Origin of the sequence: Cyanobium sp. T1G-Tous, from assembly GCF_024345455.1 — a bacterium.
Lineage (GTDB): Bacteria > Cyanobacteriota > Cyanobacteriia > PCC-6307 > Cyanobiaceae > Cyanobium_A.
On record NZ_JAGQBD010000007.1, the window covers coordinates 16665 to 41123 of the forward strand.

Annotated in this window: 21 protein-coding genes; 11 read left to right on the top strand and 10 right to left on the bottom strand. The window is 64.3% G+C overall.

Going from position 1 to position 24459, the window contains the following annotated elements; translation table 11 throughout:
- Positions 1 to 422 precede the first annotated feature (422 nt).
- The 3 genes from KBY75_RS05960 to argJ all read right to left on the bottom strand — a co-directional run bounded on the left by KBY75_RS05960 (position 423) and on the right by argJ (position 4949).
- Positions 423 to 1259: a hypothetical protein gene (locus KBY75_RS05960; RefSeq protein WP_255023321.1), complete on the bottom strand. Its 837-nt coding sequence runs from the start codon at positions 1257 to 1259 to the stop codon at positions 423 to 425.
- Positions 1247 to 1501 (bottom strand): hypothetical protein, encoded by a 255-nt coding sequence (locus KBY75_RS05965; RefSeq protein WP_255023322.1) that lies wholly within the window; start codon positions 1499 to 1501, stop codon positions 1247 to 1249. Before KBY75_RS05965 ends, KBY75_RS05960 begins: the two co-directional genes overlap by 13 nt.
- A 2233-nt stretch (positions 1502 to 3734) precedes the next feature.
- A complete protein-coding gene (argJ, locus tag KBY75_RS05975) occupies positions 3735 to 4949 on the bottom strand; it encodes a bifunctional glutamate N-acetyltransferase/amino-acid acetyltransferase ArgJ (protein WP_255023324.1) in 1215 nt (404 codons plus the stop codon).
- A 56-nt stretch (positions 4950 to 5005) separates the two neighbouring features.
- On the opposite strand from argJ, the gene coaE reads away from it, so the two are divergent.
- Complete coding sequence (coaE, locus tag KBY75_RS05980; protein ID WP_255023325.1) at positions 5006 to 5593, top strand: dephospho-CoA kinase; 588 nt, start codon at positions 5006 to 5008, stop codon at positions 5591 to 5593.
- On the opposite strand, the gene gatB is transcribed toward coaE, so the two are convergent.
- Positions 5583 to 7091 (bottom strand): Asp-tRNA(Asn)/Glu-tRNA(Gln) amidotransferase subunit GatB, encoded by a 1509-nt coding sequence (gene gatB, locus KBY75_RS05985; RefSeq protein ID WP_254935461.1) that lies wholly within the window; start codon positions 7089 to 7091, stop codon positions 5583 to 5585. The genes coaE and gatB overlap by 11 nt on opposite strands.
- Before the next feature lie 165 nt (positions 7092 to 7256).
- Here gatB and KBY75_RS05990 point away from each other — a divergent pair, with 165 nt between their 5' ends.
- Genes KBY75_RS05990 through KBY75_RS06000 form a run of 3 tightly spaced genes read left to right on the top strand, consistent with a single transcriptional unit; the run spans position 7257 to position 9030 of the window.
- A complete protein-coding gene (locus KBY75_RS05990; RefSeq protein WP_254935460.1) occupies positions 7257 to 7511 on the top strand; it encodes a type II toxin-antitoxin system Phd/YefM family antitoxin in 255 nt (84 codons plus the stop codon).
- On the top strand, positions 7508 to 7921 hold the full coding sequence (locus tag KBY75_RS05995; RefSeq protein WP_254935459.1) for a type II toxin-antitoxin system VapC family toxin: 414 nt from the start codon (positions 7508 to 7510) through the stop codon (positions 7919 to 7921). The genes KBY75_RS05990 and KBY75_RS05995 overlap by 4 nt, the downstream gene beginning before the upstream one ends.
- On the top strand, positions 7918 to 9030 hold the full coding sequence (locus tag KBY75_RS06000; protein WP_255023326.1) for an FAD-binding oxidoreductase: 1113 nt from the start codon (positions 7918 to 7920) through the stop codon (positions 9028 to 9030). Before KBY75_RS05995 ends, KBY75_RS06000 begins: the two co-directional genes overlap by 4 nt.
- Here the strand turns inward: KBY75_RS06000 and ndk are convergent, their stop codons facing one another.
- A complete protein-coding gene (gene ndk / locus KBY75_RS06005) occupies positions 9031 to 9489 on the bottom strand; it encodes a nucleoside-diphosphate kinase (protein WP_255023327.1) in 459 nt (152 codons plus the stop codon).
- A 95-nt stretch (positions 9490 to 9584) separates the two neighbouring features.
- Here ndk and speA point away from each other — a divergent pair, with 95 nt between their 5' ends.
- Complete coding sequence (speA, locus tag KBY75_RS06010; protein ID WP_255023366.1) at positions 9585 to 11534, top strand: biosynthetic arginine decarboxylase; 1950 nt, start codon at positions 9585 to 9587, stop codon at positions 11532 to 11534.
- On the opposite strand, the gene KBY75_RS06015 is transcribed toward speA, so the two are convergent.
- The 5 genes from KBY75_RS06015 to KBY75_RS06035 form a co-directional block, all read right to left on the bottom strand.
- Complete coding sequence (locus tag KBY75_RS06015) at positions 11531 to 13372, bottom strand: HD family phosphohydrolase (protein ID WP_255023328.1); 1842 nt, start codon at positions 13370 to 13372, stop codon at positions 11531 to 11533. The two genes, speA and KBY75_RS06015, sit on opposite strands and share 4 nt — an antisense overlap.
- A gap of 16 nt (positions 13373 to 13388) precedes the next feature.
- Positions 13389 to 13745 (bottom strand): DUF3307 domain-containing protein, encoded by a 357-nt coding sequence (locus KBY75_RS06020; protein WP_315858391.1) that lies wholly within the window; start codon positions 13743 to 13745, stop codon positions 13389 to 13391.
- An 82-nt stretch (positions 13746 to 13827) separates the two neighbouring features.
- Positions 13828 to 14526 (bottom strand): SIMPL domain-containing protein, encoded by a 699-nt coding sequence (locus KBY75_RS06025; RefSeq protein WP_254935455.1) that lies wholly within the window; start codon positions 14524 to 14526, stop codon positions 13828 to 13830.
- Between the two features lie 42 nt (positions 14527 to 14568).
- The gene (alaS, locus tag KBY75_RS06030) at positions 14569 to 17220 is read right to left on the bottom strand and encodes an alanine--tRNA ligase (RefSeq protein WP_255023329.1); all 2652 of its coding nucleotides are present in this window, start codon (positions 17218 to 17220) and stop codon (positions 14569 to 14571) included.
- 36 nt (positions 17221 to 17256) lie between these two features.
- Positions 17257 to 18318 (bottom strand): hypothetical protein, encoded by a 1062-nt coding sequence (locus KBY75_RS06035; protein WP_255023330.1) that lies wholly within the window; start codon positions 18316 to 18318, stop codon positions 17257 to 17259.
- A gap of 68 nt (positions 18319 to 18386) precedes the next feature.
- On the opposite strand from KBY75_RS06035, the gene KBY75_RS06040 reads away from it, so the two are divergent.
- The 6 genes from KBY75_RS06040 (at position 18387) to KBY75_RS06065 (ending at position 24388) form a co-directional block, all read left to right on the top strand.
- Positions 18387 to 18833, top strand: coding sequence for a hypothetical protein (locus KBY75_RS06040; RefSeq protein WP_255023331.1), 447 nt, complete (start codon positions 18387 to 18389; stop codon positions 18831 to 18833).
- A gap of 38 nt (positions 18834 to 18871) precedes the next feature.
- Positions 18872 to 21991: a DEAD/DEAH box helicase gene (locus tag KBY75_RS06045; protein ID WP_255023332.1), complete on the top strand. Its 3120-nt coding sequence runs from the start codon at positions 18872 to 18874 to the stop codon at positions 21989 to 21991.
- A 4-nt stretch (positions 21992 to 21995) separates the two neighbouring features.
- Complete coding sequence (locus KBY75_RS06050; protein ID WP_255023333.1) at positions 21996 to 22901, top strand: SWIM zinc finger family protein; 906 nt, start codon at positions 21996 to 21998, stop codon at positions 22899 to 22901.
- Complete coding sequence (locus tag KBY75_RS06055; RefSeq protein WP_254929306.1) at positions 22891 to 23397, top strand: MEKHLA domain-containing protein; 507 nt, start codon at positions 22891 to 22893, stop codon at positions 23395 to 23397. Before KBY75_RS06050 ends, KBY75_RS06055 begins: the two co-directional genes overlap by 11 nt.
- A gap of 31 nt (positions 23398 to 23428) precedes the next feature.
- Positions 23429 to 23893, top strand: a complete 465-nt coding sequence (locus KBY75_RS06060; protein WP_255023334.1) for a hypothetical protein — start codon at positions 23429 to 23431, stop codon at positions 23891 to 23893.
- Between the two features lie 81 nt (positions 23894 to 23974).
- Positions 23975 to 24388 carry an Hsp20/alpha crystallin family protein gene (locus tag KBY75_RS06065; protein ID WP_254935623.1) on the top strand — a complete coding sequence of 138 codons (414 nt, stop codon included), beginning with the start codon at positions 23975 to 23977 and terminating at the stop codon, positions 24386 to 24388.
- The last annotated feature ends 71 nt before the right edge of the window (positions 24389 to 24459 follow it).

The window sequence follows — 24459 nt, forward strand, 5'->3', positions numbered from 1 at the left end:
GTGCTCTCCTGACGCTGGAGCAGGTCAGCACTCGCATCACGGTGCTCGCCCTCAATGCCTCAAGGAACCCAGAGCAGTCGCCCAGGGTGCGGATACTTCTGGGAGACCTGCTCGCGGATATTCAGGACTGTGAGAGCGAGTTGGGGACTTATGCCCCGCTGGATGCTTGAAACCGCTCCAGATAGACCCGCAACCATTGCGCTGCTACCTCTCCCGCTGTTCCTTCTTCCATATCCGCTCCAGTGACTTGCGGAACTCTCCACCGTTTTGCGGTTTTGCCAAGTCACGCTTCCAAAAAACGCTGCTGATCCACCAAACATGAAGACCGCCAAAGACCAGGGCGACAAGACCCACTAGTTATTCTACTCATTTCTAAGTTATCGATCCTAATAGTCGCTGCTTTGCTTAAAGCAATCTTGGTTCTACTTCGCAACCTTTATAAGTTCAATCACTGGGTCGCCTGATACTGCTTTTAGGATCGCTCCCGTGATACTTTCTTGTAACTTGCTGACAAGTGTGTCGTTTCCCCATTCCTTTAATACGACAAGGTACTCCGCGTAAGGGCAGATTGGTTTGTATGGAATAGGTTTTAGCGTTTTTAAGGAAAACGTTGTTAATGGAGTGCCCCAGTATCTCTTTTCTAACTCTATTTGACATTCTTTCGGGTGATTCGTCGTGAATATTTCGGCATCCATCTTTTCGCTACATACTGATGCCTCCGTTGGAACAAAATCTAGTTTTTCTAGTTTGCTTAGCGAGGCAATATCTGCTTTACTTAAACCCCTTTCCCTTGTGATTGCGGCACCGTTATTGGATAAGAGTTGCAGGAAGGAACTGTATAGCGGGATTATTGAGAAGTTTTGTGCGCTGACATTTGCAATGAGCGGGTAAGGAGCGCAGATTGCATCTATAACTCTTTCTTCAAGCAGGTTGACTGCGGGCGCCTTAGTCGCTGATATGCGTATTGGATTTACCTCCCAGTTTGTGGGAATCTCCTTGCGAATAAGTTCGTTTGTCCATTGATACAGATGAAGTCTCAAATGCCTTCCTTGCTTGAACCGTAGAGTTTGGTGAATCCTTCTTTCCGCAATCAGCAAGTCCTGCGCTCCAATTGCGACTAGTTCTGTTTTGGCAATATTAACTTGTTTTACTACTCTGCTAATGGTCGTTTGATGGCATTTTAGGTATTCGCTTGCCGCGATACCTGTCCCCAACCATTTATAGGCATCTGCAGTCCTTAATGCCTCTACTTCAAGCATTTACTTGCTTTTGCGCTTTTGCATTCTTGCGCCATTGCGCTTTCTTTGCAAGCATTGATGCCCTCTTTTGGGTACTTGACTGAACGTCTCAATGCTTCTCCTATTTTTCCCTGGTTCTGAAGACCACCAAAGACCAGGGCGACAAGACCCAGTTGGATGTATCCCCAGTTCAGGTGTTCCATTACGCCTGCTGCTTTGCCTTTTGACATCGCTTGGTCTGCTGGTGCTGCCTGAATGCCCACTGGTTGCCCTTCACGACCATTCCGCAGTGATCACAGGTCGTTGTTGGCACTTCTTTGACCCACTTGGCGGGGCGTTCACCTACAAGTTCCCTGCGTGTCGGGTCAATTCCTCTGCCGCGTTGGTAGCGACCCAGTGCAGGAGCAGTGGTTATGAATCCCGTTTCCAGGCAACGAAACACCAGATACTGCCCCCGAAGGTTTTGGAGTTTGGTCGGTTTGATGGTCGTGGGGATGTCTGGCACCGTTCAGGTATTTCACTAAAACTTACCCAGGTTAGGTTCTTTCGTCTGATCCTTTTTCAATTAATGTCCCCATATGGGGACTGGATAACCTCGCCTTAACCAGCGAATTCCGCTTACCTTGGATTTGGTCGCAATTGCAACGGTATGCGGATCACGCACTCGGATGGTGAGCATCTACTCGTGCTGAGTGACGCAGAAGCGGCGGCGCTTGTTGAGGCGTCTGCTCTGATTGTGCTCGCATCCCAGTCCATTGCTGGCGCAGCACTACCTCCAAGGATGGCAACGGTGCTGGGACAACTCTTTGATGGTCTCAATGTCCCTACTGCCGTCTCTGCACCTCAGCAGGACAACTGAGTTCACTGAACGCCAGGACTATGCGGGTTACATCAGTTGAAACCGATCACCTTTTGTGCCTCAGCGAGGAAGAGGTTGGTCTGCTGGTGGATCTGTGCCACGCAGGTGCCTTTTCAGAGCACATCGCATCTTCTTCTGAACGACGGGAGTGTGTGGATGCCTTTATGTGGCAGGTGCAGCAGTCGCTGTTGCCAGCAGTCCAGAAGCGTTACGGCAGAAAGGCGTTGAAGAGGTCTGGGGCGTAGGGGCAAGAGACCTACTTCTTGACGCCTTCCTGGGGTGTTGTGCCTTGCTGCCCATTCATCTGACCGCAGCAGCAGCACTGGGCATAAGCAGCAGTCCCCATCAGCAAGGTTCCAGTGGTCAGAGCAAGGAGCAGCAGGCGCTTCATTTGGGTCTTGTGCGGAGTCGTAAACGCACTCTATGGACGCTTTCTGCTGTTGGCGACTGCCTTGGCGATAAGGGACTCAATGGACTCCTTGACCTCACCACCTCAGCGTGAGTAGTACAGGTGTATCTGCTCTTGTGCGATGCCTGCTGCTGCTCCTGTGCCACCTGCCGTCCCCGCTGAGGAATGGGAGTTCCTTGAGTGGAATGTCCTCAAACCATCCCGCCCCTCAAGCGTCTGTATCACCTGCCAGCACTTCCGCTACGAGGTCGGCAGGCACTGCGTCACCCTGTTGACCTGTCCGATCCATCAGGGTCTGATTCCCCAGGGGGAGCACCTCACCAAGCGATGCTCTCAGTGGGTTGCTCGGCAGGAGGTGGCGGTTGGGTGGTGTCCCGAGGGTGGGTAGTGCCTTGAGGGTGTCCACATGAACACCTTCGGCAATCACCCCATGTCGTGAGTGTAAATGCCTAATAGCGTTGGGGAGTCGTCATGAGCGACGGGAAGTATGTCCTTGGCGGAGTCGAACACGCCAGGGATTTTTTTGTGAACAAACCTTGCTGCTGCTCGCGTTCAACGCCTGTGCCTGACTCAAATACCGCTCTATGGCGGAGTTCGACCCGTCCATAGGTCGAGGAAGTGGGCGGAGATTTCGTCCCCGTCGCTCACGCCCCACTTCTCTCCCTTTTCCCTAACACCGATGAAGACCGTCATTGCTACTGGTCTGACGGGCGTTCTGGCATCCCTTGCTTTTATGACCAGTTCTGCCCTTGCTCAGCAGATGTTCCCTGCTGGCGGTAGTGGTGGGACCTCCTGCCCAGGTGGTTCCAGTTACAAGGGCAGCGGGTATTGCCGTGCCACCAAACCAGGGCAGCAGTTCTTCCCTGCTGGAGGCAGTGGCGGCACCTCTTGCCCAGGAGGTTCCAGTTATGCGGGGTCTGGATACTGCAAGACGCGCTGATCCTTCCGATTCATCAGGGTCTGATTCCTCAAGGCGAGCATCTGACCAAGCGGTGCTCTCAGTGGGTTGCACGGCAGGAGGTCGCGGTTGGGTGGTGTCCTGAGGGTGGGTGAGGTGCCTTGCTTACGGAAAAAATCCGCTTCTGCCAATGGATTTGAGAAAAAAGCATCGACTTGAACGTATCGACTTCCTGATGGGCACTGGGAATTACGTCTGTCTCCTCCGTAAGCGTTCCGTAAGCGTCACCCAGTTACCCCTCAAAACCCTTCCAGCGCAATGGATTTGCCTCTACGTCGTGTAATCGGCGTTGATGCGGACATATTGAGCCGAAAGGTCGCAGCCCCAGGCGACGCCTGTGCCGGGGCCATTGCCCACCACCAGGCGAATAATCACCGTGTCGCTCTGCAGATAGGTGCTGGCGGCGGCACGATCAAAAGCCAGGGGCTGGCCAGCGGCCATCAGCTGGTGCTCGCCCAGCCAGAGGGCCACCGCCTCGGAATCCAAGGGCACGCCGGCCCGGCCGACGGCAGCCACGATCCGGCCCCAGTTGGGATCGCGGCCATGCACGGCGCATTTCACCAGCGACGAGCCGCAAACAGTGCGGGCAATGGCACGAGCGCCGGCGTCATCCGCCGCGCCCTCTACCTGCACCTCGATCAGGCAGGTGGCGCCCTCGCCATCGCGGGCGATCGCCTTGGCCAGGTGTTGCGACACCGCCGTCAGGCCGGCCTCCAGCGCTTCAAAGTGCTCGTGGCCTAGGAGCTCCCCGGCTGCAAAGGCCAGGAACGTGTCATTGGTGCTGGTGTCGCCGTCCACCGTGATCGCATTAAAGGAGCGATCCACCGCCCGCCGCACCATCGCCTGCCAGACCTCGGCGGGCACGCCCGCGTCGCAGCTGAGGTAGCCCAGCATCGTGGCCATATTTGGGTGGATCATTCCCGAGCCCTTGGCCATGCCGCCGATGCGCACGCTGCGGCCGCCCAGATCCGCCTCTAGGGCGATCTGCTTAGCCACCAGATCGGTGGTGAGGATGGCAGTGGCTGCGGCGGTGGCTGCCGCGGCGCCACCCTCGGGACTGAGGGCCGCCACCAAGGGATCCAGGCCCGCCAGCAAGGTGTCCATCGGGATCGGCACGCCGATCACACCGGTGGAGCAGATCAGCACCTCTTCTGGCGCTAGTCCCAACCGATCGGCGACGGCCTGGGTGGCCCGCAAGCTATCGATCAGGCCCCGATCGCCGGTGCAGGCATTGGCCTGGCCGGAATTGGTGAGCACCGCCCGGGCCTGACCGCCGGAGGCCGCCAGGCGCTCGGCGCAGAGGTCAACGCAGGCGGCCCGCACCACCGAGGTGGTGAAGGTGCCGGCGCAAACCGCGCCTTCGGGCGCCAGCAGCAGGGAGAGGTCGGGATTGCCGGAAGCCTTCAGGCCCGCGGTAACAGCGGCTGCTTGGAAGCCCACCGGGGCGGTAATGCCGCCGGGGATCGGGTGCCAGGGGTGGGTCAAGGGCTGCAGCTGCTGCGAACCTGAGCATGGAATAGCGCCACGCCCCTCCTCAACCCATGGTTGCTGCACGCCGCATCGGCCTCACCGGCGGCATCGCCAGCGGCAAGAGCAGCGTGGGCCGGCTGCTAGCGGCGCGAGGCCTGCCGCTGCTTGATGCGGATCTATATGCACGCGAAGCGTTGGCACCCGGGAGCCCGGGAGCTCAAGCGGTGCTGGAGCGCTACGGGGCTGGGGTCCGGGCACCCGGCGGAGAGATCCATCGCGCCGCCCTGGGGCAGATCGTGTTTGGCGATCGCACCGAGCGGCGCTGGCTGGAGCAGCTAGTCCATCCGCTGGTGCGGGCGCGCTTCGCAGCCGAGCTGGAGGAGCTGGGGGCGGCGCCGATAGTGGTGCTGATGATTCCGCTGCTGTTTGAGGCGGGCCTCGAAGCGCTCTGCAGCGAGGTTTGGCTGGTGGACTGCGACGAGATACAGCAGCTGCAGCGTTTGATGGCCCGGGATGGCCTGGGCGAGGCCGATGCCCGCGCCCGGATAGCCGCCCAGTGGCCGCTGGCGCGCAAGCGCCAGCTGGCAGATGTGGTGCTCAACAATCGGGGCACGCCCGAGCAACTCGCCGCCGAAGTGGAGCAGGTGCTCAGCCGTTGAGCTTCTGGATCAGTAGCTGGTTGGCGAGCTTGGGGTCGGCCTTGCCGCCGGTTTTTTTCATCAGCTGACCCACAAAGAAGCCCTGCAGCTTGGTTTTACCGCCGCGGAAGGCTTCCACCTCCTCGGGGTGGGCGGCAAGCAGCTCCTCCACAATCGCCGTTATCGCGGCAGGGTCGCTAATCATGCCAAGACCACGCTCCGCCACGATCGCCTTGGCGGAACCGCCCTGCTCAAGCAACTCGGGCAGAATCTCTTTAGCAATCTTGCCGCTAATAATTCCGCCCTCAATTAGCTGCACCAGCTCAGCTAGCTGCTCGGGCTTAAGGGGCAACTCGGCAATAACCAGCCTGTTGGCATTTACATAGGCAGCAATATCGCCGGTGACCCAGTTGGCGATGCCCTTGGCGTCAGCGCCGGCGGCCACCGCGGCCTCGAAGTATTCAGCCATCGAGCGCTCATCGGTGAGCACTCGGGCGTCGTAGATCGATAGACCCAGCTGCTCGGCGTAACGGTGGCGCTTAGCAGCGGGCAACTCGGGCAGCTCGGCTCGCCAGCCCTCCCGCTGGGCATCACTTACCTCGATGGGGCCAAGATCGGGATCGGGGAAGTAGCGGTAGTCGCTGGCACCCTCTTTACCGCGCATGCTCTTAGTGAGCTGCTTGGACTCGTCCCAAAGGCGAGTTTCCTGCCGCACCGGCTCACCGGCTTCGTAGGCCTTGATCTGGCGCTGAATCTCGTAATCAATCGCCTTCTGAATAGCCGAGAAGGAATTCATATTCTTGATCTCCACCTTCGTGCCAAAGGGGGCATCAGGGCCGCGCCGCACGGAGATGTTTACATCGCAACGCAAGGAACCCTCCTGCATGTTGCCGTCACTCACGCCCAGATAACGCATGATCCGGCGAATCTCCGAGGCGTATTCCGCCGCTTCTCGGCCGGTGCGCAAATCCGGTTTGCTGACAATCTCAGCAAGAGCTACCCCGGCGCGGTTGTAGTCCACCAAGGAGTGGGTGGAGCCGTCTAGACGATCACTGCCGGCGTGCACCAATTTGCCGGCATCTTCTTCCATGTGAAGCCTTTCTATACCGATACGCTTCAAATAGGTTTCTTTGCCTTTTTCGGCCACCTCCACCTCAATCCAGCCGTCCTCGGCGATTGGCTCGTCAAATTGGGAGATTTGATAATTCTTGGGCAGGTCGGGATAAAAATATTGCTTGCGATCAAACTTACTGTGCTCAGCAATATGCAGGTTGAGGGCAAGGGCTGCCTTTACTGCATACTCGAGCACCTTTTGATTAAGCACTGGCAAGGTGCCAGGCAGGCCACACACCACGGGGTCGATATGGGTGTTGGGGGCATCGCCGAAGGCGGTGGAGGCGCTGGTGAAAATCTTGCTGGCGGTGCCCAGCTGCACATGGGTCTCCAGGCCAATCACCGCCTCCCAAGGAGCCTGCTGAGATGGGGCTAGTGATGCTGGTGCTACTGCCGCGCCTGCCATGGCCTGTATCAATGCCTCAGCTGATCCTATGGGGAGGCACTGGACGCCGGCTTAACAGGGACTAGGGGACTAGGGGACTGGGGGACTGGGGACTGGGGCTCCCGGGCGGACAGTAATTTGAGTTGGTTAGCTAAGCTAAAACTAAGTCCAGAGGTTTTTGCAGCCGTGGCCTTCCCGCCATTCCCCACTGAGCCAACACCAAGCAACCAGCCCCAGCTGGTGAATGTGCATGAGGCCAAAACCCAGCTCTCACGCCTGCTGCTCCAGGTGGAGCAGGGCGAGGAGATATGGATCGCTAGAGCAGGCAAACCGGTAGCCCGCCTCAGCGCCTGGGTGCCAACCCCCAGCGCCGCCCACGCACCGGGCGCCATGCGCCACGCCATTGCCATCGCCGCCAACTTCGACGCACCGCTGCAATGAAACGCCTGCTGCTCGACACCCAGGTGCTGCTCTGGTGGCTAGCCGACGACCCGCGTCTGCCGGCCTGGGCCATCGCGGCCGTGCAGGCGCCGGGAGCAGAGGTGTTCGTGAGCCAGGTGAGCCTCTGGGAACTGGCCCTCAAGCAACGACAAGGGCGGGTGCAGCTGGACCTGGCTCGCCTGGAGCAGGAGGTGACCCGTCAGCATTTCCATTGGCTGCCCCTGCGCAATGAGCACCTGCTAGCCCTGGCCGAGCTGGATTGCAGCGCCACCCCCAGCGACCTGTTCGACCAGCTGCTGCTCGTGCAAAGCCGCCAAGAACCACTGCTGCTACTCACCGCCGACGCTGCCCTGCGCTCCTGCGGAGCCACGGTGCTGGGGCTGGAGCCAGCGGCGCCTGCCCAGCCATGACTGCAGCCAAGGGGCCAGCCATCACGGTGCTGGGAGGCGGCCTGATGGGCCTGGCCATGGCCCACCAGCTCGCCCGCCGCGGCGAAGCAGTGCGGGTGTTGAGCCGGCGCCGCAGCGAGGCAGCAGGATTCGTAGCCGCCGGCATGTTGGCGCCCCACGCCGAGGGGCTCAACGGCGACCTACTCGCCCTGGGGCAGGCCAGCCTGCAGCTCATCCCCTCCTGGGTGGCCCAGATCGAAGCCGACAGCGGCCTGAGCTGCGGTCTACGGCCCTGCGGCATCGTCGTGCCCTTCGCCACCTCGGCGGAGCGTGATGCCTATCCCACCGCCGCCTTCGGCCAGGGGCTCGATCGCCGCGGCCTGGAGCAAGAGATACCGGGCATCGGCGAGCGCTGGCAGACCGGCCTGCTGTTTGAACAGGACGGCCAGATCGACAACCGCCGCCGGCTGATGCGCGCCCTGGAGCGGGCCTGCGTGGAACTGGGGGTGACCTTTCAGGAGGGCAGCCAGGTGCTGGAACTGGTCTGCGGCCCGACCGGCGCCCTTAGCGGGGTGCGTCTACGCAGCGCCGAAGGGGAGGAGCACCATCTCACCGCTGAGCGGGCGGTGCTGGCCTGCGGTGCCTGGAGCGCCCAGCTACTGCCCCAGCTGCCGATCGCTCCTGTGAAGGGCCAGATGCTGTCGCTGCAGGGGCCGCGGCAGGCCTTGGGGCGGGTGATTTTTGGGCCCGGCACCTACCTGGTGCCGCGGCAAGACGGTCTGCTGGTGGTGGGGGCCACCAGCGAAGCCGAGGCCGGCTTCAGCGAGGGGCTCACCCCCGCTGGCCAGCGCCAGCTGCAGGAGGGGCTAGCCAGCCTGCTGCCGGAGGCGAGCGCCTGGCCGCCGATGGAGCGCTGGTGGGGCTTTCGGCCCCACACCCCAGACGAAGCACCCCTGCTTGGAACCAGCCCCATCCCCGGCCTGTGGCTGGCCGCGGGGCACCACCGCAACGGCGTGCTGCTGGCAGCGATCACCGCTGAATTGGTGGCGGGAGCGATCCTTGGCGACCTAGGAACGGCAAAACAGGACCAGCTGAATAACTTCAGCTGGCGGCGATTTGAGCGGAACTGATCAGCCCTCGACGCGCCACACCTGATCGGCGGGGCTCCAATCGCTCAGCTCGGAAGGCTGGAACCACAGGCCAATTTCGAATTCAGCGGTTTCGGGGGCATCGGAACCGTGGATCACGTTGCGACCGATGTTGACGGCCAGGTCGCCGCGGATCGTGCCGGGCTCGGCCTCGAGGGGCTTGGTGGCGCCAATGAGCTTGCGGGCGCTGGCGATGACGCCGTCGCCTTCCCACACCATCGCCACCACTGGGCCGGAGGTGATGAAGTCCACCAGGCCGGCGAAGAAGGGGCGCTCGCTGTGCACGCCGTAGTGACTTTCAGCCAGCTCGCGGCTGGGGGTGAGCTGCTTAAGGCCCACCAGCTTGAAGCCCTTGCGCTCGAAGCGGCCGAGGATTTCGCCGACCAGACCGCGCTGAACGCCGTCGGGCTTGATGGCAATGAAAGAGCGTTCGGCGGCCATGGAGGAGAAGTCAATCCGGCCCATCGTCCGCGGCGGCCCTGCCCATTGGCAAGCACAGTGGTGCCGTGATCACCGCCCCCCACCAGCCCCCTGCCGTGAGCGCGTCGAACAGCGACACCTGGACAGCCGCCGCCGGCGCCGCCCTCTACGGGCTGGATCGCTGGGGCGACCCCTATTTCTCCGTGAGCGATCGCGGCCACGTGATGGTGCAGCCCCGGGGCGACCGGGGCGGCTCCCTCGACCTGATGGAGCTGGTGCAGGAGCTGCAGGGCCGCGACCTCAGCCTGCCCCTGCTGATTCGCTTCGACGACATCCTCGAAGACCGGCTCGAACGCCTGCACGGCGCCTTCGAGCGGGCCATCGCCCAGTACGGCTACGCCGGCCGTTACCAGGGGGTGTTTCCGGTGAAGTGCAACCAGCAGCGCCACGTGGTGGAGGAACTGGTGAGCAGCGGCCGGCGCTGGCACTTCGGATTGGAAGCCGGCAGCAAGGCGGAGCTACTTATTGCCCTGTCGCTGATCGACGACCCCGAGGCCTTGCTGATCTGCAACGGCTACAAGGATCAGCGCTACATCGAGACCGCGATCCTGGCCAGGCGCCTGGGGCGCCAACCGGTGGTGGTGATCGAGCAGGCCGATGAGGTGGAGCGGATCATCAGCGCCAGCCGCGAGCTGGGTGCGGCGCCCCTGATCGGCATCCGCGCCAAGCTCTCGGCCCGCAGCACCGGCCGCTGGGGCAGTTCGGTGGGGGAGCGGGCCAAATTTGGCTTGGGCATCCCCGACCTGCTGGCCACGGTGGAGGCTCTAAGGGCTGCCGATCTGCTGGGCGAGCTGCGCCTGCTGCACTTCCACGTAGGCAGCCAGATCAATGACATCGCCGTGCTCAAGGACGCCCTGCAGGAGGCCGGCCAGATCTACGGAGAGCTCACCAAGTTGGGGGCGCCGATGGGCTACCTGGATGTGGGCGGCGGCCTGGGCATCGACTACGACGGCAGCCGCACCGCCAGCGCCGCCTCCACCAACTACTCGCTGCAGAACTACGCCAACGACGTGGTGGCCACGGTGAAGGAGTGCTGCGAACCCCACGGCATCCCCGTGCCCACCCTGGTGAGCGAAAGCGGCCGGGCCTTGGCGAGCCATTTCTCGGTGCTGGTGTTCGACGTGCTCGGCGCCGGCAGCCTGCCCGGTGCCGTGCCCACACCCCAAGAGGGCGAAGCCCTAATCCTGCGCAACCTGCGCGACACCTACGCCGCCATCACAGCGCCTGAGGCCAGCGTGGAAGCCCTGCAGGAGGCCTGGAACGACGCCCTCAAGTTCAAGCACGACGCCTTGGCCGCCTTCCGCCTCGGCTACCTGAGCCTGCCGGAGCGGGGCCTGGCCGAGCAGCTCACCTGGGCTTGCTGCCAAGCCATCGCAGAACGGCTCAAAGGGCTGCCCGCGGCCACGGTGATCCCCGAGGAGCTACGGGCCCTGCCGGCAGCCCTGGCCTCCACCTACTACGCCAACCTCTCGGTGTTTCGCTCGGCCCCCGACACCTGGGCGATCGATCAGCTGTTTCCGGTGCTGCCGATCCACCGCCTCGACGAAAAACCAGAAGCCCTGGGCAGCTTCGCCGACCTCACGTGCGATTCCGACGGCAAAATCGCCCGCTTCATCGATCCGGCCGGGCACACGGGGCGGGGCCAGGTGAAACCCCTGCTGGAGCTGCACACGTTGCGTCCAGGGGAGCCCTACTGGATCGGCATGTTCCTCGGTGGCGCCTACCAGGAGGTGATGGGCAACCTGCACAACCTGTTTGGCAGCACCAACGCCGTGCACATCCGCCTCAAGGCCAGCGGCGGCTACCAGCTAGATCACGTGGTGCGCGGCGACACCAATGCCGAGGTGCTGGAGGTGATGGAGCACAACCCGGAGCTGCTGCTGGAGCGGCTGCGGGTGGCCAGCGAGGCAGCCATCGGCAAAGGCTCACTGGGCATCAGCGACGCCCGCCGGCTGATGGCCCACCTGGAAACGAGCCTGCGTCAGACCACCTATCTGCAGAACTAAATTTTCTGCAGATATTTTTCAATATCAACCTCGTTGATCTGCTCGGGGCGCAGGTAGCGCTCGGCATAGGTGCGGTAGAGGCCCGAGCGAAGCAACAGCTCAAACAGGTCGGGATCGATATGGTTGCGGTCGCGGAAGCCAGCCAGGATGTCGATGCACGACGACAGGGGCTTGCCCTTCTTGTAGGGCCGATCAGCGGCGGTAAGGGCTTCAAAGATGTCGGCGATGGCCATGATCCGCGAGGGCACAGAGAGCTCGGCCGCCGTGAGCCGGCGCGGATAACCCTTGCCATCGAGGGTTTCGTGGTGGGTGCCGGCGTATTCCGCCACCCGCGAGAGATTGCGGGGAAAGGGCAGGTTTTCCAGCATCACAATCGTCTGCACGATGTGATCGTTGATCTTGTAGCGCTCCTCGGCGGTGAGAGTTCCCCGTGAGATCGCCAGGTTGTGGAGTTCGCCCAGGTTGTAGAGATGCTCCGGCACCTCCATCTGGAAGCCATAGCGGGGATCGGGAAGCAGCTGGGGCGAGCGGGGAATCACGTGCCAGGCCTTATCTGCCAGCAGCGGCTCGCTCACCGGCAGCACCTCGGGCTCGGTGCCAGCGGGGCAGCGCCGGGCCCGCTCCTCCCAGGACAGTCCCAGGCTGTCGTCGAAATGGCGCTGCCAGCTGCGCTGGGCGATCTGCTGCAGACGCTCCACCTGCTCCGGCCCAAAAAATTCGCCCCCCTCGTTGCTCTCGGCCACGAAGTGAAATTCCTCCTGCAGCGCGGCGACCGTGGCGTCGTAGCTCTGCTGCAGTGCGGTGGCATCCCCGCCGGCCAACTGGCCCTCGAGCTGGGCGATGCGGGCGTCGCGCAACAGCACCTCAAAGCGGGTGCGCACCTCGTGGATGCGGTTGTAGTTGGTTTCGAGCTTGGTGGCCTTATCAACCACGTATTCCGGAGTAGTGACCTTGCCGCAGTCGTGCAACCAGGCGCCGATGCGAAATTCCCGCCAGGCCTCCTCACCCTCCAGGTGGAAGTCGGCTAGGGGGCCCTGCTGCACCCCATTGGCCGCTTCGGCCAGCAGCAGCGCCAGCTCCGGCACGCGCTCACAGTGGCCACCGGTGTAGGGGCTCTTGGCGTCAATCGCACCGGCCAGCAGGGCGATGATTGCGTCGATCAGCTGCTCCTGGCTCTGCAGCAGTCGGGTGCGCTCCACACAAACGGCCGCCTGGCTGGCCAGGGCCTCGATCAGGGTCTGGTCGAAGGCATCAAAGGGTCGGGTTTGGCCATGGGCTGTCTCTGGGGTGATCAAGGTGGCCGCATCGTGCTTGCGGTTGATCAGCTGCACTACCCCAACGATCTCGCCGTTGGTGGAGCGCATGGGCACCGTCAGCATCGACACGGCCCGGTAGTCGAGCTTCTGGTCCATGCCGCGGTCGAAGCGGTAGGGCAGCCCAGGATCGAGCTGATAGACATCCGGAATATTGAGCACCTCCCCCGACAGGGCACTCCAGCCCACCAGCCGCTCCGGCGACAACGGGAAGCGAATGTCGAGCACTTGGGCCTCCATGGCGCCACCGCTGCGGGCCTCGATGGTGGCGTTCTGGGACACCGCAAACCACAGCTGATCACTGGCCTCAGGCTGCTGGCGAGGATCGGGGCGCTCCACCAGGAAGATGCTGCCGGCATCGCTGTTGGTGAGCTGGCGGCACTTGCTGAGGATCAGGTGCAGCAGGGTGCGCAGATCGCTGGCGCTGCTAAGGGCGGTGGCGATATCCAGCACCTCCACCAGGGTCTGGTCGACCAACTGCTCAGCACTTTTCGTAGCCATGCCCAGAGCGCGGTCGTGAGCCAAGCCTATGGAAACTGGGCTAGAGCGTCAGCCCAGAGGCGGGGAAACAACTCACAGCCACCAAGGTCCAAACCAACTTGCAAAGCAGGTGCAGACCTTGATCCATGCCCATGCCGTAGGAGCGGCGGCACTTACCCAGATCAATCAGGCCATGGAGCAACCACTCCGCCAAGCCAAGCAGGGGCACGCCCGTAATCCAGGCCACAAAAAAGCCATGGATGCCGGCATGGGCAACCAACCACCAGCCCCAGCCCAACACCACCCCCTGGCCAGGGCACTTTTCAACGGCCATGCGATCACCTTGCAGGGCGAAATCAGCCACAAAGTGGCCCATCGCCAGCATCAAAAACAGGTTGAAAGCTTCAAATGGCGCCACGCCGTAGGGGAGAGAGGAGGCCTGAGGGCTCCACAATGGAGCCAATATCCAGGTTTGACCCCAATTGAATCGTTAGTGCACCTCAACGGGCGCAGAAACGCACCTGCAGGCTGAGGCGCTCCATCGGACCGGGCAGCTCAGCGGGGTCAAAGGGTGGAACTGCCGCATCAGCCATGGCCAGCGCCCGCATGGCCACTGGCCTGCCCCCACCTTCAAGCTGCACCTCCAGGGGCTGCAGTCCCCGCAGGCCGATCGCAGCAGCCACGTCCTGGGCCTGCTGCAAGGCGTCCTGGTAGGCGGCTCTCAACAACTGCCGCCTGGCGGCCCGATCACCCGCCGCATCCGCCTCGGTGGCCACGGGCGACAGGCGAACCCCCGGCAGCCCGCCCACCTGACGCACCAGTGGCTGCAGCTGGGCAGGCGCCAGCTGGCCAGACACCTGCAGGCTGGCCTGCACCGCCCCAGCTTTGTCACGGCTAGCGGGCCGCTGCCAGGTGGAAGGGGAGGTGACCTCCAGATCAACCACCTGCAGGCTTTTGAGCCTGGTGCGCACCTCGGCCAGGCGTCGCTGCAGGCGGGCCAGAGCCGCATCGGTGCTGGGCTCCTCCGCTTCCAGGGTCAGGGAAAAACGCAGGCGCTGGGTGGGTCGCTTCAGCTCAGCGCTGCCGCGAGCCTCAACCAGGGTGCCCGTGCAAGCAAGCTGCACCTGGGACTGGGCCAACCCAGCCGCGGGAAGCAAGGGCAACAGCAGCGGCAACAACCGGAGCAGATTCCAAGCCATGGAGCCTCGGTGATTTCTGGCAACAGCTTGGCTGAGTCAGGCTCAACCCAGCTCCGCCACGAGCTGGGCCTGGGCCTGCTCCAGGGCCCCATCCAGCGCCGCCCCATCGCGCCCGCCCGCTTGGGCCAAATTGGGCCGGCCGCCGCCGCCACCGCCGCAGGCCTTGGCCACCGCGCCGATGAAGGCACCAGCCTTGGGGCCGGCCGCGATCACCGCCTGGCCAAAGGCCGCCACCAGAATCACCTTGGCCAGATCGGCCGGATCCGGCAGACCACCCAGCACCACGGCGGCGCCAGCGCCGAGCTGATCAGCCAGGCCCTGGGCCGCGCTCTGCAGGCCAGCCCCCTCGACACCATCCAGGCGGGCCACCAGCAGCTGGAACTCGCCAAAAGCCTTGGCCTGGCCCGCCAGCGCTGAAGCCTTGGCCAGCGCCAACTCGCCGCGGGCCGCCGCCAGGGCCTTACCGCTGGCCTTCAGCTCGTCGGCCAGTGCCGCCACACGCTCAACGATCTCGCCGGGCTGGGCCTTGAAGCGCTCGCCCAGCTGCTTCACCACCGCATCGCGCTCATTGAGATAGGCCAGCACCGCCGGGCCTGCCACCGCCTCGATGCGGCGGATGCCGGCAGCCACGCCGCCCTCGCTCACGATCTTGAAGAGGCCGATCTCGGCGGTGTTGGCCACGTGGGTGCCGCCGCAGAGCTCCATCGAGACGCCTGGCACATCCACCACCCGCACCACATCGGCGTACTTCTCGCCAAACATCGCCACCGCACCGGCGGCCTTGGCCTGCTCGATCGCCATCTCCTGCACTTGAAGGGTGTGGGCATCGCTGATCCAGCCGTTGATCAGGGCCTCGATCTGCTCCAGCTCCGCCGGTGTCACGGCCCGGGGACAGTGGAAATCGAAACGCAGCCGATCAAAGGTCACCAGCGAACCAGCCTGGCCGATGCCGGGATCCACCACCTGCTTAAGAGCCGCCTGCAGCAGGTGGGTGGCCGTGTGATTCGCCTGGGCGCGGCGGCGGCAGGCCCGGTCCACCTGGGCATTCAGCAGATCACCCACCGCCAGGCTGCCGCGCTCGATGCGGCCGCTGTGCACAAACACGCTGCGGTTGCGACTCACCGCCTCGATCGCCACGATCACGCCATCGCCGGAGAGCACACCGCGGTCGCCGATCTGACCGCCGCCTTCGCCATAGAAGGGCGTGGTGTCGAGCACCAGCTGCACCGTGTCGCCGGCGCTGGCGCGCTCCGCCGGCTTACCGTTCACCACTAGGGCCAGCACGCAGCTGGGGTGTTCGAGCGCCTCGTAGCCCTTGAACGCGGTGGCGGCCGCAGCGGCTGTCACCTGATCAATAGCGCCCTGCAGGGTGAGGTCGATGCTCACCGCCGCGGCCTTGGCCCGCTGGCGCTGGGACTCCATCGCCACCTCAAAGCCGGCCAGGTCCACCGTGAGCCCCTGCTCCTCAGCGATCTCCTCGGTGAGCTCCAGCGGGAAGCCGTAGGTGTCGTAGAGCTCGAAGGCCTGCTCGCCGCTGATCTGGGTTGGCTTGGCTGCCAGCACCTCAGCCAGCAGCTTCTCGCCCCGCTCCAGGGTTTCCAGGAAGCGGGCCTCCTCGCGCTCCAGCTCGGCCAGGATCACCTCACGGCGCTCCAGCAGCTGGGGGTAGGCGGCCTGCATCAAGGCGATCGACGCCTCACCCATCGCCGTCAGGAAAGGCTTGTCGATGCCAAGGAGCCGGCCGTGGCGCACGACGCGGCGCAGGAGGCGCCTGAGGATGTAGCCACGGCCCAGATTGCTGGCCGTGACGCCATCGCAGATCAGCTGGGTGATGGCGCGGCTGTGGTCGCCGATCACCTTGAGCGATGTCTGGCCCTTGGCGTCGAGGCCGCGGTAGTCGACCCCAGCCAGCTGCGCCGCCGTTTCAATCAGCGGGAAGATCAGATCGGTTTCGTAGTTGTTGGGCACCGCCTGCAGGATCTGGGCCATGCGCTCGAGGCCCAAGCCCGTATCGATGTTGCGGTTGGCCAGCGGCGTGAGGGTGCCGCCTGCGTCGCGGTTGTACTGCATAAACACCAGGTTGTAGAACTCGATGAAGCGCGAGTCGTCTTCCAGGTCGATGCCGTCGTCGCCGAGTTCGGGCTTGAAGTCGTAGTAGATCTCCGAGCAGGGGCCGCAGGGACCGGTGGGGCCTGAAGCCCAGAAATTGTCGGCCTCATCCATGCGGATGATCCGCTTGGGGTTCACCCCCACCACATCGCGCCAGATCGCGCCGGCCTCATCGTCTTCGCGGAACACACTCACCACCAGGTTGTTGGGCGAGAGGCCGAACACCCCGGTGCTCAGCTCCCAGGCCCACTGGATCGCCTGCTCCTTGAAGTAGTCGCCGAAGGAGAAGTTGCCGAGCATCTCGAAGAACGTGTGATGCCGCGCCGTGCGGCCCACGTTTTCGATGTCGTTGGTGCGGATGCACTTCTGGGAGCTAGTGGCCCTAGGCGCCGGCGGCGGCGCCTGGCCAAGAAACACCGGCTTGAACGGCAGCATGCCGGCGATCGTGAGCAGCACCGTCGGGTCGTCCGGGATCAGCGAAGCGCTCGCCATCGCTTTGTGGCCCCGCTGCTCGTAAAAATCGAGGAAAGCGGCGCGGATCTCAGCACCGGTGCGAGGACGACCGGTATGTGCTGTGACGGCCATGGCGAAGCAATACAACCCTGAGCAGGGCATGATCGCTCAGCGCAGCGCCTGGGGCAGTCGACATCGATAACTGCTGAACAAACATTTTGCCTCCTCCTGCAGCTCCTGATCCAGCACCAAGCCCCTGGTAGCACCAATTAAAGAGTGGGAAAAGACGTTGTCCCACGGCTGAGCCCAAACCCGCTGGGCAAAACGCACGTTGCTGGCCCCAAGGCTTTGCTCCAGCAAGACAGGCAAGCGCCCCTGCCAACCGTTAAAGCGTTCATTAACCCAGCCTCGTTGACGCGAAAGGGTGCGAATCCTGGCCGTCAAACGATTTAACCCGTGCTCCGCAATCAGCCGGTTGCGGCGGATTGGCAGGGCATCAAGCTCGGCGTTCAGCAGGTAGGCCAGGCCCAAGCCGCGCCGACCCAACTGTTCATTGGCTTGTGCTGCAGGTGCCGGACGCCAGGCTGCCTGTGGCAGACCCACAGCATCGAGAAGCTGCTCAAACGGGTCCTGCCGCCTGGGCGCAAAAGGCAAAAAGCTGGTGCATAAACCCGGTGCCATGAGCAGGGATGCGAAGCGTTGCTCCAGGTCAAGGGCCAGCGGGGCAATGCGAATCCAGAGACGCCGGGCAGGGCCACGCAGGCGGCGACCACCGAGCTGGGCCTTCACATAGGCACCGAAACCTGGAGTGCCGTAGAGCCGCCCCAAAACATGGGCATAAAAGGAATTAAGCAGTTCTGCCTGGGGCCGTACAAAACTGATCACATGCAGGCCGAAGCCGTGCCTAGAGCTGACTTGCTGCAAATGGGCCAGGCTGCCGGCATCAGCCAATAGGGGCACAAAGTGTTCGGCGCTGAGCAGCAAATCGCCACTCCAGGGGCGTTGACGGCCCAAGAGCTGCTCCAGGGCTTCAAATCGACCCGTTTGCAGCTCCCGAGCGAGATGGCGATGGGAATCCTCTCCCCATGGCGTGGGATATCGCAGACCTAGTCCTGCCAAACCGCGCCGATTCAGCTGCAACCTCGCCTGCAAATAGGTGCTGGCGGTCTTGTGAGGACCAGCGTGGAGGTGGAGAGTGCGTTGGGGCTGCCGCAACGGTCCCTGACTCATCGACACTCAAACAGGCCTTAACAAGGCATGATCGCCCAGCCAAGACCCGACCCCATAGGGGCCCCAGCGTGAGTCAGGTCGCCTCCTCGCCATCTCGCCACCAGCTGCGCCTGCGCTCAATTGCCTGGGCCCTTGGCGCCGGACTGGCAGCCCTTGCCCTGGGGTTGCCCTTGGGCATCGAATCAAGCCTCCGGGCTGGCGGCTGCGGCTTTTTCTATGGCCTGCTGGCGTTCCATCTACAGCGGGTAGACCCTGATGACAGCCACCTCCAGGCGGGCCTGGTCGGAGCCGTCTGCGGCATCCACAGCCTGGGCTTGCCGTCTTTCGCCAGCTGGCCATCTCAGCTATCTCTGACAGCGGCGATGGTCAAGGTTGCGCCAACTGTGATGATGGGGATGGTTCGTGCCTGGTTGCCGCTGGTCGGCGCCGCTCTGCTGCTGCATCTGTTGCGGCACGGATCACGCCTGCTATCGCAACGCGTTCTGTCTGCCCCCGGGCCGACGCCCATGCCCTGATCCACCGGTGCTGATCCGCCGGCCCTGAATATTCTGGGATGAGCCTGCTGCACGCCACCTGGCTGTTTCCCCCCGAGGGTTCGGGCGGCCGCCTATTCCTGTGGGCCGACACCTGGCGGGTGGCGACCCCTGCCGTGCCAAAGCTGGAGGCCCCTGAGCACCCCCTGGCCCTCAACGAAGACGACCTGGCCACCTGGCTCGATGACAACGGGCTGTGGTCAGAGGCCCTGCGCCCAGCCCGGGCCACCCTGAGCCTGCCCAGCCGCAACCAGGCGGCCAAGGGCCGCCGCACCAGTGCCAGCAGCTGGAGCGGCCTGCCCCTGCAGGCCGGCGAACCGATTCCCAAACAGCTCGAATGGTGGCCCTGGCAGGTGGAGGGTTGGGCCCTCGATGCTGCCAATGCGGGCGAATGGCTCAGCCAGGTACCCCTGGCGGGTGAGCACCCGGAGATGGCCGATGAGCTGCGCTGGTGGAGTCACCTGCAGCGCTGGGCCCTGAGCCTGATCGCCCGCGGCCGCTGGCTGCCCCAGATCGCCGAGGGCAAGGCCCGCTGGCTGCCCCTGCTCAACCGCGAAGACGACCGCCGCCGCCTCGAAGACCTGGCCAGCGGCCTGCCCCAGGTGGCCACCTGCGCCCTGGCCGCCGGCCCCAGCGGCGACCCCTCCCTCGCCTGCCGCCGTCCCGGCAGCGGGCGTCTGCGGGTGGCCAGCCTGCTGGAAGCCCTGCTCGATGGCCAGCTGCGGGTGGGCTTCAATGCCAGCACCGAGGGGCTCGATCCCTTGCTGGCGGCCTGGCAGAAGGCCCTGGGCAAGGGCGATGGCAGCCTCAGCCTGGGCGAGGAGGAGCTAGAGCGGCTCAGCATCGCCACCCACCACTGGCGTGAAGGGGTGGCGGGCAAGGTGGAGCCAGCCCGCACCTGCCTGGAGCTATTCACCCCCGCCGAGGGCGAGGAGCTGTGGGAGCTGCGCTTCGGGCTGCAAGCGGAAGCCGACCCGAGCCTGCGGGTGCCCGCCGCCGCCGTCTGGGCCGCCGGCGATCGGGGCCTACAGATGGGCGAAGTGGCCGTGCCCCAACCGAGCGAGCTGCTGCTTGAGGGCATGGGCCGGGCCCTGACGGTGTTTGAACCGATCGTGCGGGGGCTGGATTCGGCCACCCCGGAAACGATGCAGCTCACGCCAGCCGAGGCGTTTGTACTGGTGCGCACCGGCTCCCACCAGCTGCGCGATGTGGGCGTGGGCGTGGTGCTGCCGGCCAGCCTCGCAGGGGGCCTGGCCAGCCGGTTGGGCCTGTCGATCACCGCCGAGCTGCCTGAGAAATCGCGCGGCTTCACCTTGGGCGAAACGCTCACCTGGGAATGGGAATTCATGATCGGCGGGGTCACCCTGACCCTGCGGGACCTGGATCGCCTGGAGACCAAACGCAGCCCCCTGGTGCAGCACAAGGGGGCCTGGATCGAGCTGCGGCCCCTCGATCTCAAGAACGCCAATAAATTCAGCGGCGCCAAACCGGGCCTGAGCCTCGACGACGCCCTGCGGCTCACCGCCAGCGAAGGCGACACCTTCCACCGGTTGCCGGTGCACCACTTCGATGCCGGCCCGCGGCTGCAGGCCGTGCTGGAGCAATACCACCAGCAGAAGGCCCCCGACCCCCTGCCCGCCCCACCTGGCTTCTCAGGCCAGCTGCGGCCCTATCAGGAGCGGGGCCTGGGCTGGCTGGCCTTCCTGCACCGCTTCGACCAAGGAGCCTGCCTGGCCGACGACATGGGCCTGGGCAAAACGATCCAGCTGCTGGCCTTCCTGCAGCACCTCAAGGCCGAAGACGAGCTCAAACGGCCGGTGCTGCTGGTGGCGCCCACCTCGGTGCTCACCAACTGGAAGCGGGAAGCCCACGGCTTCACCCCCGAGCTGGGCGTGTGGGAGCACTACGGCCCGCGCCGGCCCTCCAGCCCCGAGGCCCTCAAAAAAGCCCTCAAAGGCGTGGATCTGGTGCTCACCAGCTACGGCCTGCTGCAGCGCGACAGCGAGCTGCTCGAGAGCATCGACTGGCAGGGGGTCGTGATCGACGAAGCCCAGGCGATCAAAAACCACACCGCCAAACAAAGCCAAGCGGCCCGGGACCTGGCCCGCCCCAGCCGCGGCGGCAAAGGGGGCAGCCGCTTCCGGATTGCCCTCACCGGCACGCCGGTGGAAAACCGGGTCAGCGAGCTGTGGGCGCTGATGGATTTCCTCAACCCCAAGGTGCTGGGCGATGAGCCCTTCTTCCGCCAGCGCTACCGGCTGCCGATCGAGCGCTACGGCGACATGTCGTCGCTGCGGGATCTCAAAAGCCGGGTGGGGCCCTTCATCCTGCGGCGCCTCAAAACCGACAAGTCGATCATTTCCGACCTGCCGGAGAAGGTGGAGCTCAACGAATGGGTGGGCCTGGCTCCAGAGCAGAAGAAGCTCTACAACAAGACAGTCGACGAGAGCCTCGATGCCATCGCCCGGGCACCGCTGGGCCAGAAGCACGGCCAGGTGCTGGCCCTGCTCACCAAGCTCAAGCAGATCTGCAACCACCCGGCTCTGGCCCTAAAGGAAAACGCCGAGACCGCCCTGGCCAGCGGCAACGGCAGCTTCAGCAGCCGCAGCGCCAAGTTGCAGCGGCTCGAAGAGATCCTCGAGGAGGTGATCGAGGCGGGCGACCGGGCGTTGCTGTTCACCCAGTTCGCCGAGTGGGGGCTACTGCTCAAGGCCCACCTGGAGCGCAAATGGCGCCAGGAGGTGCCGTTCCTCTACGGCAGCACCAGCAAAACCGAACGCCAGGCGATGGTCGATCGCTTCCAGGACGACCCCCGCGGCCCCCAGCTATTTTTGCTGTCGCTCAAAGCTGGCGGTGTGGGCCTCAACCTCACCCGAGCCAGCCACGTCTTCCACATCGACCGCTGGTGGAACCCGGCCGTGGAAAACCAGGCCACCGACCGGGCCTATCGGATCGGCCAGCAAAATCGGGTGCTGGTGCACAAGTTCATCACCAGCGGCTCGGTGGAAGAAAAGATCGACCGCATGATCAAGGAAAAATCAAAGCTGGCCGCTGAGATCGTCGGCTCCGGTGAAGACTGGCTCGGCGGCTTTGATGTGGGCCAGCTCAAAGATCTAGTGGCCCTGAGCGAGGAGGATTGAATCCATGACCCTCACCCCCACCACCTACGCCAGCACCATCAACACCCAGCTCGGCGACCAGGGCCTGGCCCAGCAGCCCTGGTGGGTGGAGCAGTGGATGGAGCTGATCAACTCCTACCGCTTCAAGAAGCGACTGGAGCGCGCCTGGGAATATGCCCGCAGCGGCAATGTCACCTCGATCCGCTTTGAGGGGCGGCGAGTGCATGCCCGGGTGCAGGGCACCGATGAGGAGCCCTACAAGGTGAAGCTCTGGCTCGACGTGCTCCACGACGACGACTGGAACTACGTGCTCGACGCCCTCACCCAGAAGGCGCGCTGGTCGGCCCAGCTGCTGGCCGGTGTCATGCCCCAGGACATCGAGCGCGCCTTCGCGGCCAGCGGCAAGCGCCTGTTTCCGTTCAAGTTGCAGGAGGTGCGCAGCGAATGCAGCTGCCCCGATAAGGCGAACCCCTGCAAACACGTCAGCGCCGTTTATTACCTGATGGGCGATCGCTTCAGCGAAGACCCCTTTGTGTTGTTCCAAATGCGCGGCCGCACCCGGGCCCAACTGCTGGCCGACCTGGCCAAGCGACGGCGCAAGGCGCTGGCAAAACAGGCCAGACAGGCTGCCGCCAAACAGGGCTCCCAGCCGGTCGCCGCGGTGGCCCTGCAACCGGTGCATCCAGCCATCAAGGACCCAAACCGCTGGTGGCGCTACGGCGCAGCCCTCGATTCGGATCTGGTTGTGATCACTCCAGCCCTGGAGGGCGACACCGGCCTCGATGCCGCCGGTCCCCTGCCCCTTGCGGAAGAACCCCGCTTCCCCGAGGCCAATCTCCACTTCCTGGAGCACCTCAAGGCCCACGGCCAGCAGCTGGCTGCCCTAGCCATGGCCAAGGCCATGGGCCCGGCCAACGGTGATGACGGCTGATCCCCTAAGCCCGCCCCCCTGGCTAACGCCGGCGGCCCAAAGTCTGGCCCTGTGCCTGCTCAGCAATTACCAGCGCGCCTTCGGCACCCCCCTGATCGCCGGCCTAGCCGCCGACGCCTCGCCCCTGCTGGTGGCCCAGGAGCTGTTTGCAGCCGAACTGGTGCTGCTGGCCCATGACGGCGCCGATCCCAGCAGCGATCCAGGGCCAAGGCTGATCTATGCCAACCGGGCGGCCCTGCGCCTGTGGCAGCGCCCCTGGGCCGAGCTGGTGGGCATGCCGTCGCGGCTCACCGCCGAGCCAGCCGAGCGGGCCAGCCGCCGCCAGGCGTTGCTGGTAGCCCAAGCCCAAGAAGCGATCGCGGGCTACCGGGGCATCCGCATCGACAGCCGCGGCCGCCGCTTTGCCATCGAAGCCGCCCGCCTCTGGACCCTGCGCGACGGCAGCGGTCAGCCCTGCGGCCAAGCCGCCCGCTTCAGCCGCTGGTGGCTGTTGTGATGCACCCAACTGTTGTGAAGGCAAACCTGTTGTGATCGCCGCCATCCCAGCACCGCCGCCCCAGCTGCCCGCCGAGCTGCGCCCCCTGGTTAGCACCCTGCAGCAGCGAGGCTTTCAGGTGCGGCTGGCCCCGCCGCCAGTACGCGGCGCCTACGGCCTGTTCCAAGCCAAAACGCGCACCCTCTGGATCGCGCCGGTGGCCTTCGAGCTGGGCATCGGCCGGCAGGTGTTGCTGCATGAGGCCATTCACGCAGCCCAGAGCTGTCCCACCGGCGTGCTGCAGCCCTTGGGCTGGAGCGTGCGGCTCAACCCGGTGGTGGAGCAGGAAATCAGCGGCATCCTCACCACCCGATACCACCACGGCAAGCGGCAACTGGAGCGGGAAGCCTTCAGCGTGCAGGGCCATCCCGACGCCACCGGCCGGGTGATCGCCGCCTTAAAGCAGCGCTGCCGGTTGCCCCTACCTGCCAGTGGTGCCAACCGAACGGGGCCGTAAGGGCCGAACCAAATCGGGCGGTTGCCCCCTGCCGTCGCCCGGCTGGCCGCAGCACATTGGCTGTGTCCCGGAGAACATCCGATGCTCACCCTGCACCAACACCCCTTCGAGTTACTCGAGCAACAACTGCGCGCTGCCGAGCGTCCCGCCGCCGAGCGAGTGCCGGCCGCCGAGGTGCACGAAACCGACGACACCTATGTAATCGCCCTGGAGCTTCCCGGTGTCGATAAGACCTCGATCGACGTCAAGGCCACCGACCGCAGCCTGGTGATCAACGCCGAGCGCCGCCAGCCAAGCCCCGATGGCTCTCCCCCGGTCGCCAAACAGACCTCCTTGATCAGCGAATTCCGCTACGGCACCTGGAGCCGCAGCTTCCGCTTTCCCGGCGGCATCAACCGCGAAAGCCTGCAAGCCCACTACCGCGATGGCCTGCTCACCGTGACGGCACCAAAGGCCCAGAACCTCACCACGGTTCAGGTGCAGGTGGAGGGCTGATCAGGGCCGAGCGGACACGAGAGAGAAGAGAACCCTCCCAGGCCCGGCCGACCCGCCGGGCCTTTTTTATG

Bases quoted from the DNA above. Each gene is read 5' to 3' on its own strand.
- KBY75_RS05960 (WP_255023321.1), bottom strand. From the start codon at position 1,259: ATGCTTGAAGTAGAGGCATTAAGGACTGCAGATGCCTATAAATGGTTG.
- coaE (WP_255023325.1), top strand. From the start codon at position 5,006: ATGGTTGCTGCACGCCGCATCGGCCTCACCGGCGGCATCGCCAGCGGC.
- gatB (WP_254935461.1), bottom strand. From the start codon at position 7,091: ATGGCAGGCGCGGCAGTAGCACCAGCATCACTAGCCCCATCTCAGCAG.
- KBY75_RS05995 (WP_254935459.1), top strand. From the start codon at position 7,508: ATGAAACGCCTGCTGCTCGACACCCAGGTGCTGCTCTGGTGGCTAGCC.
- KBY75_RS06000 (WP_255023326.1), top strand. From the start codon at position 7,918: ATGACTGCAGCCAAGGGGCCAGCCATCACGGTGCTGGGAGGCGGCCTG.
- ndk (WP_255023327.1), bottom strand. From the start codon at position 9,489: ATGGCCGCCGAACGCTCTTTCATTGCCATCAAGCCCGACGGCGTTCAG.
- KBY75_RS06025 (WP_254935455.1), bottom strand. From the start codon at position 14,526: ATGGCTTGGAATCTGCTCCGGTTGTTGCCGCTGCTGTTGCCCTTGCTT.
- alaS (WP_255023329.1), bottom strand. From the start codon at position 17,220: ATGGCCGTCACAGCACATACCGGTCGTCCTCGCACCGGTGCTGAGATC.
- KBY75_RS06035 (WP_255023330.1), bottom strand. From the start codon at position 18,318: ATGAGTCAGGGACCGTTGCGGCAGCCCCAACGCACTCTCCACCTCCAC.
- KBY75_RS06045 (WP_255023332.1), top strand. From the start codon at position 18,872: ATGAGCCTGCTGCACGCCACCTGGCTGTTTCCCCCCGAGGGTTCGGGC.
- KBY75_RS06050 (WP_255023333.1), top strand. From the start codon at position 21,996: ATGACCCTCACCCCCACCACCTACGCCAGCACCATCAACACCCAGCTC.
- KBY75_RS06055 (WP_254929306.1), top strand. From the start codon at position 22,891: ATGACGGCTGATCCCCTAAGCCCGCCCCCCTGGCTAACGCCGGCGGCC.
- KBY75_RS06065 (WP_254935623.1), top strand. From the start codon at position 23,975: ATGCTCACCCTGCACCAACACCCCTTCGAGTTACTCGAGCAACAACTG.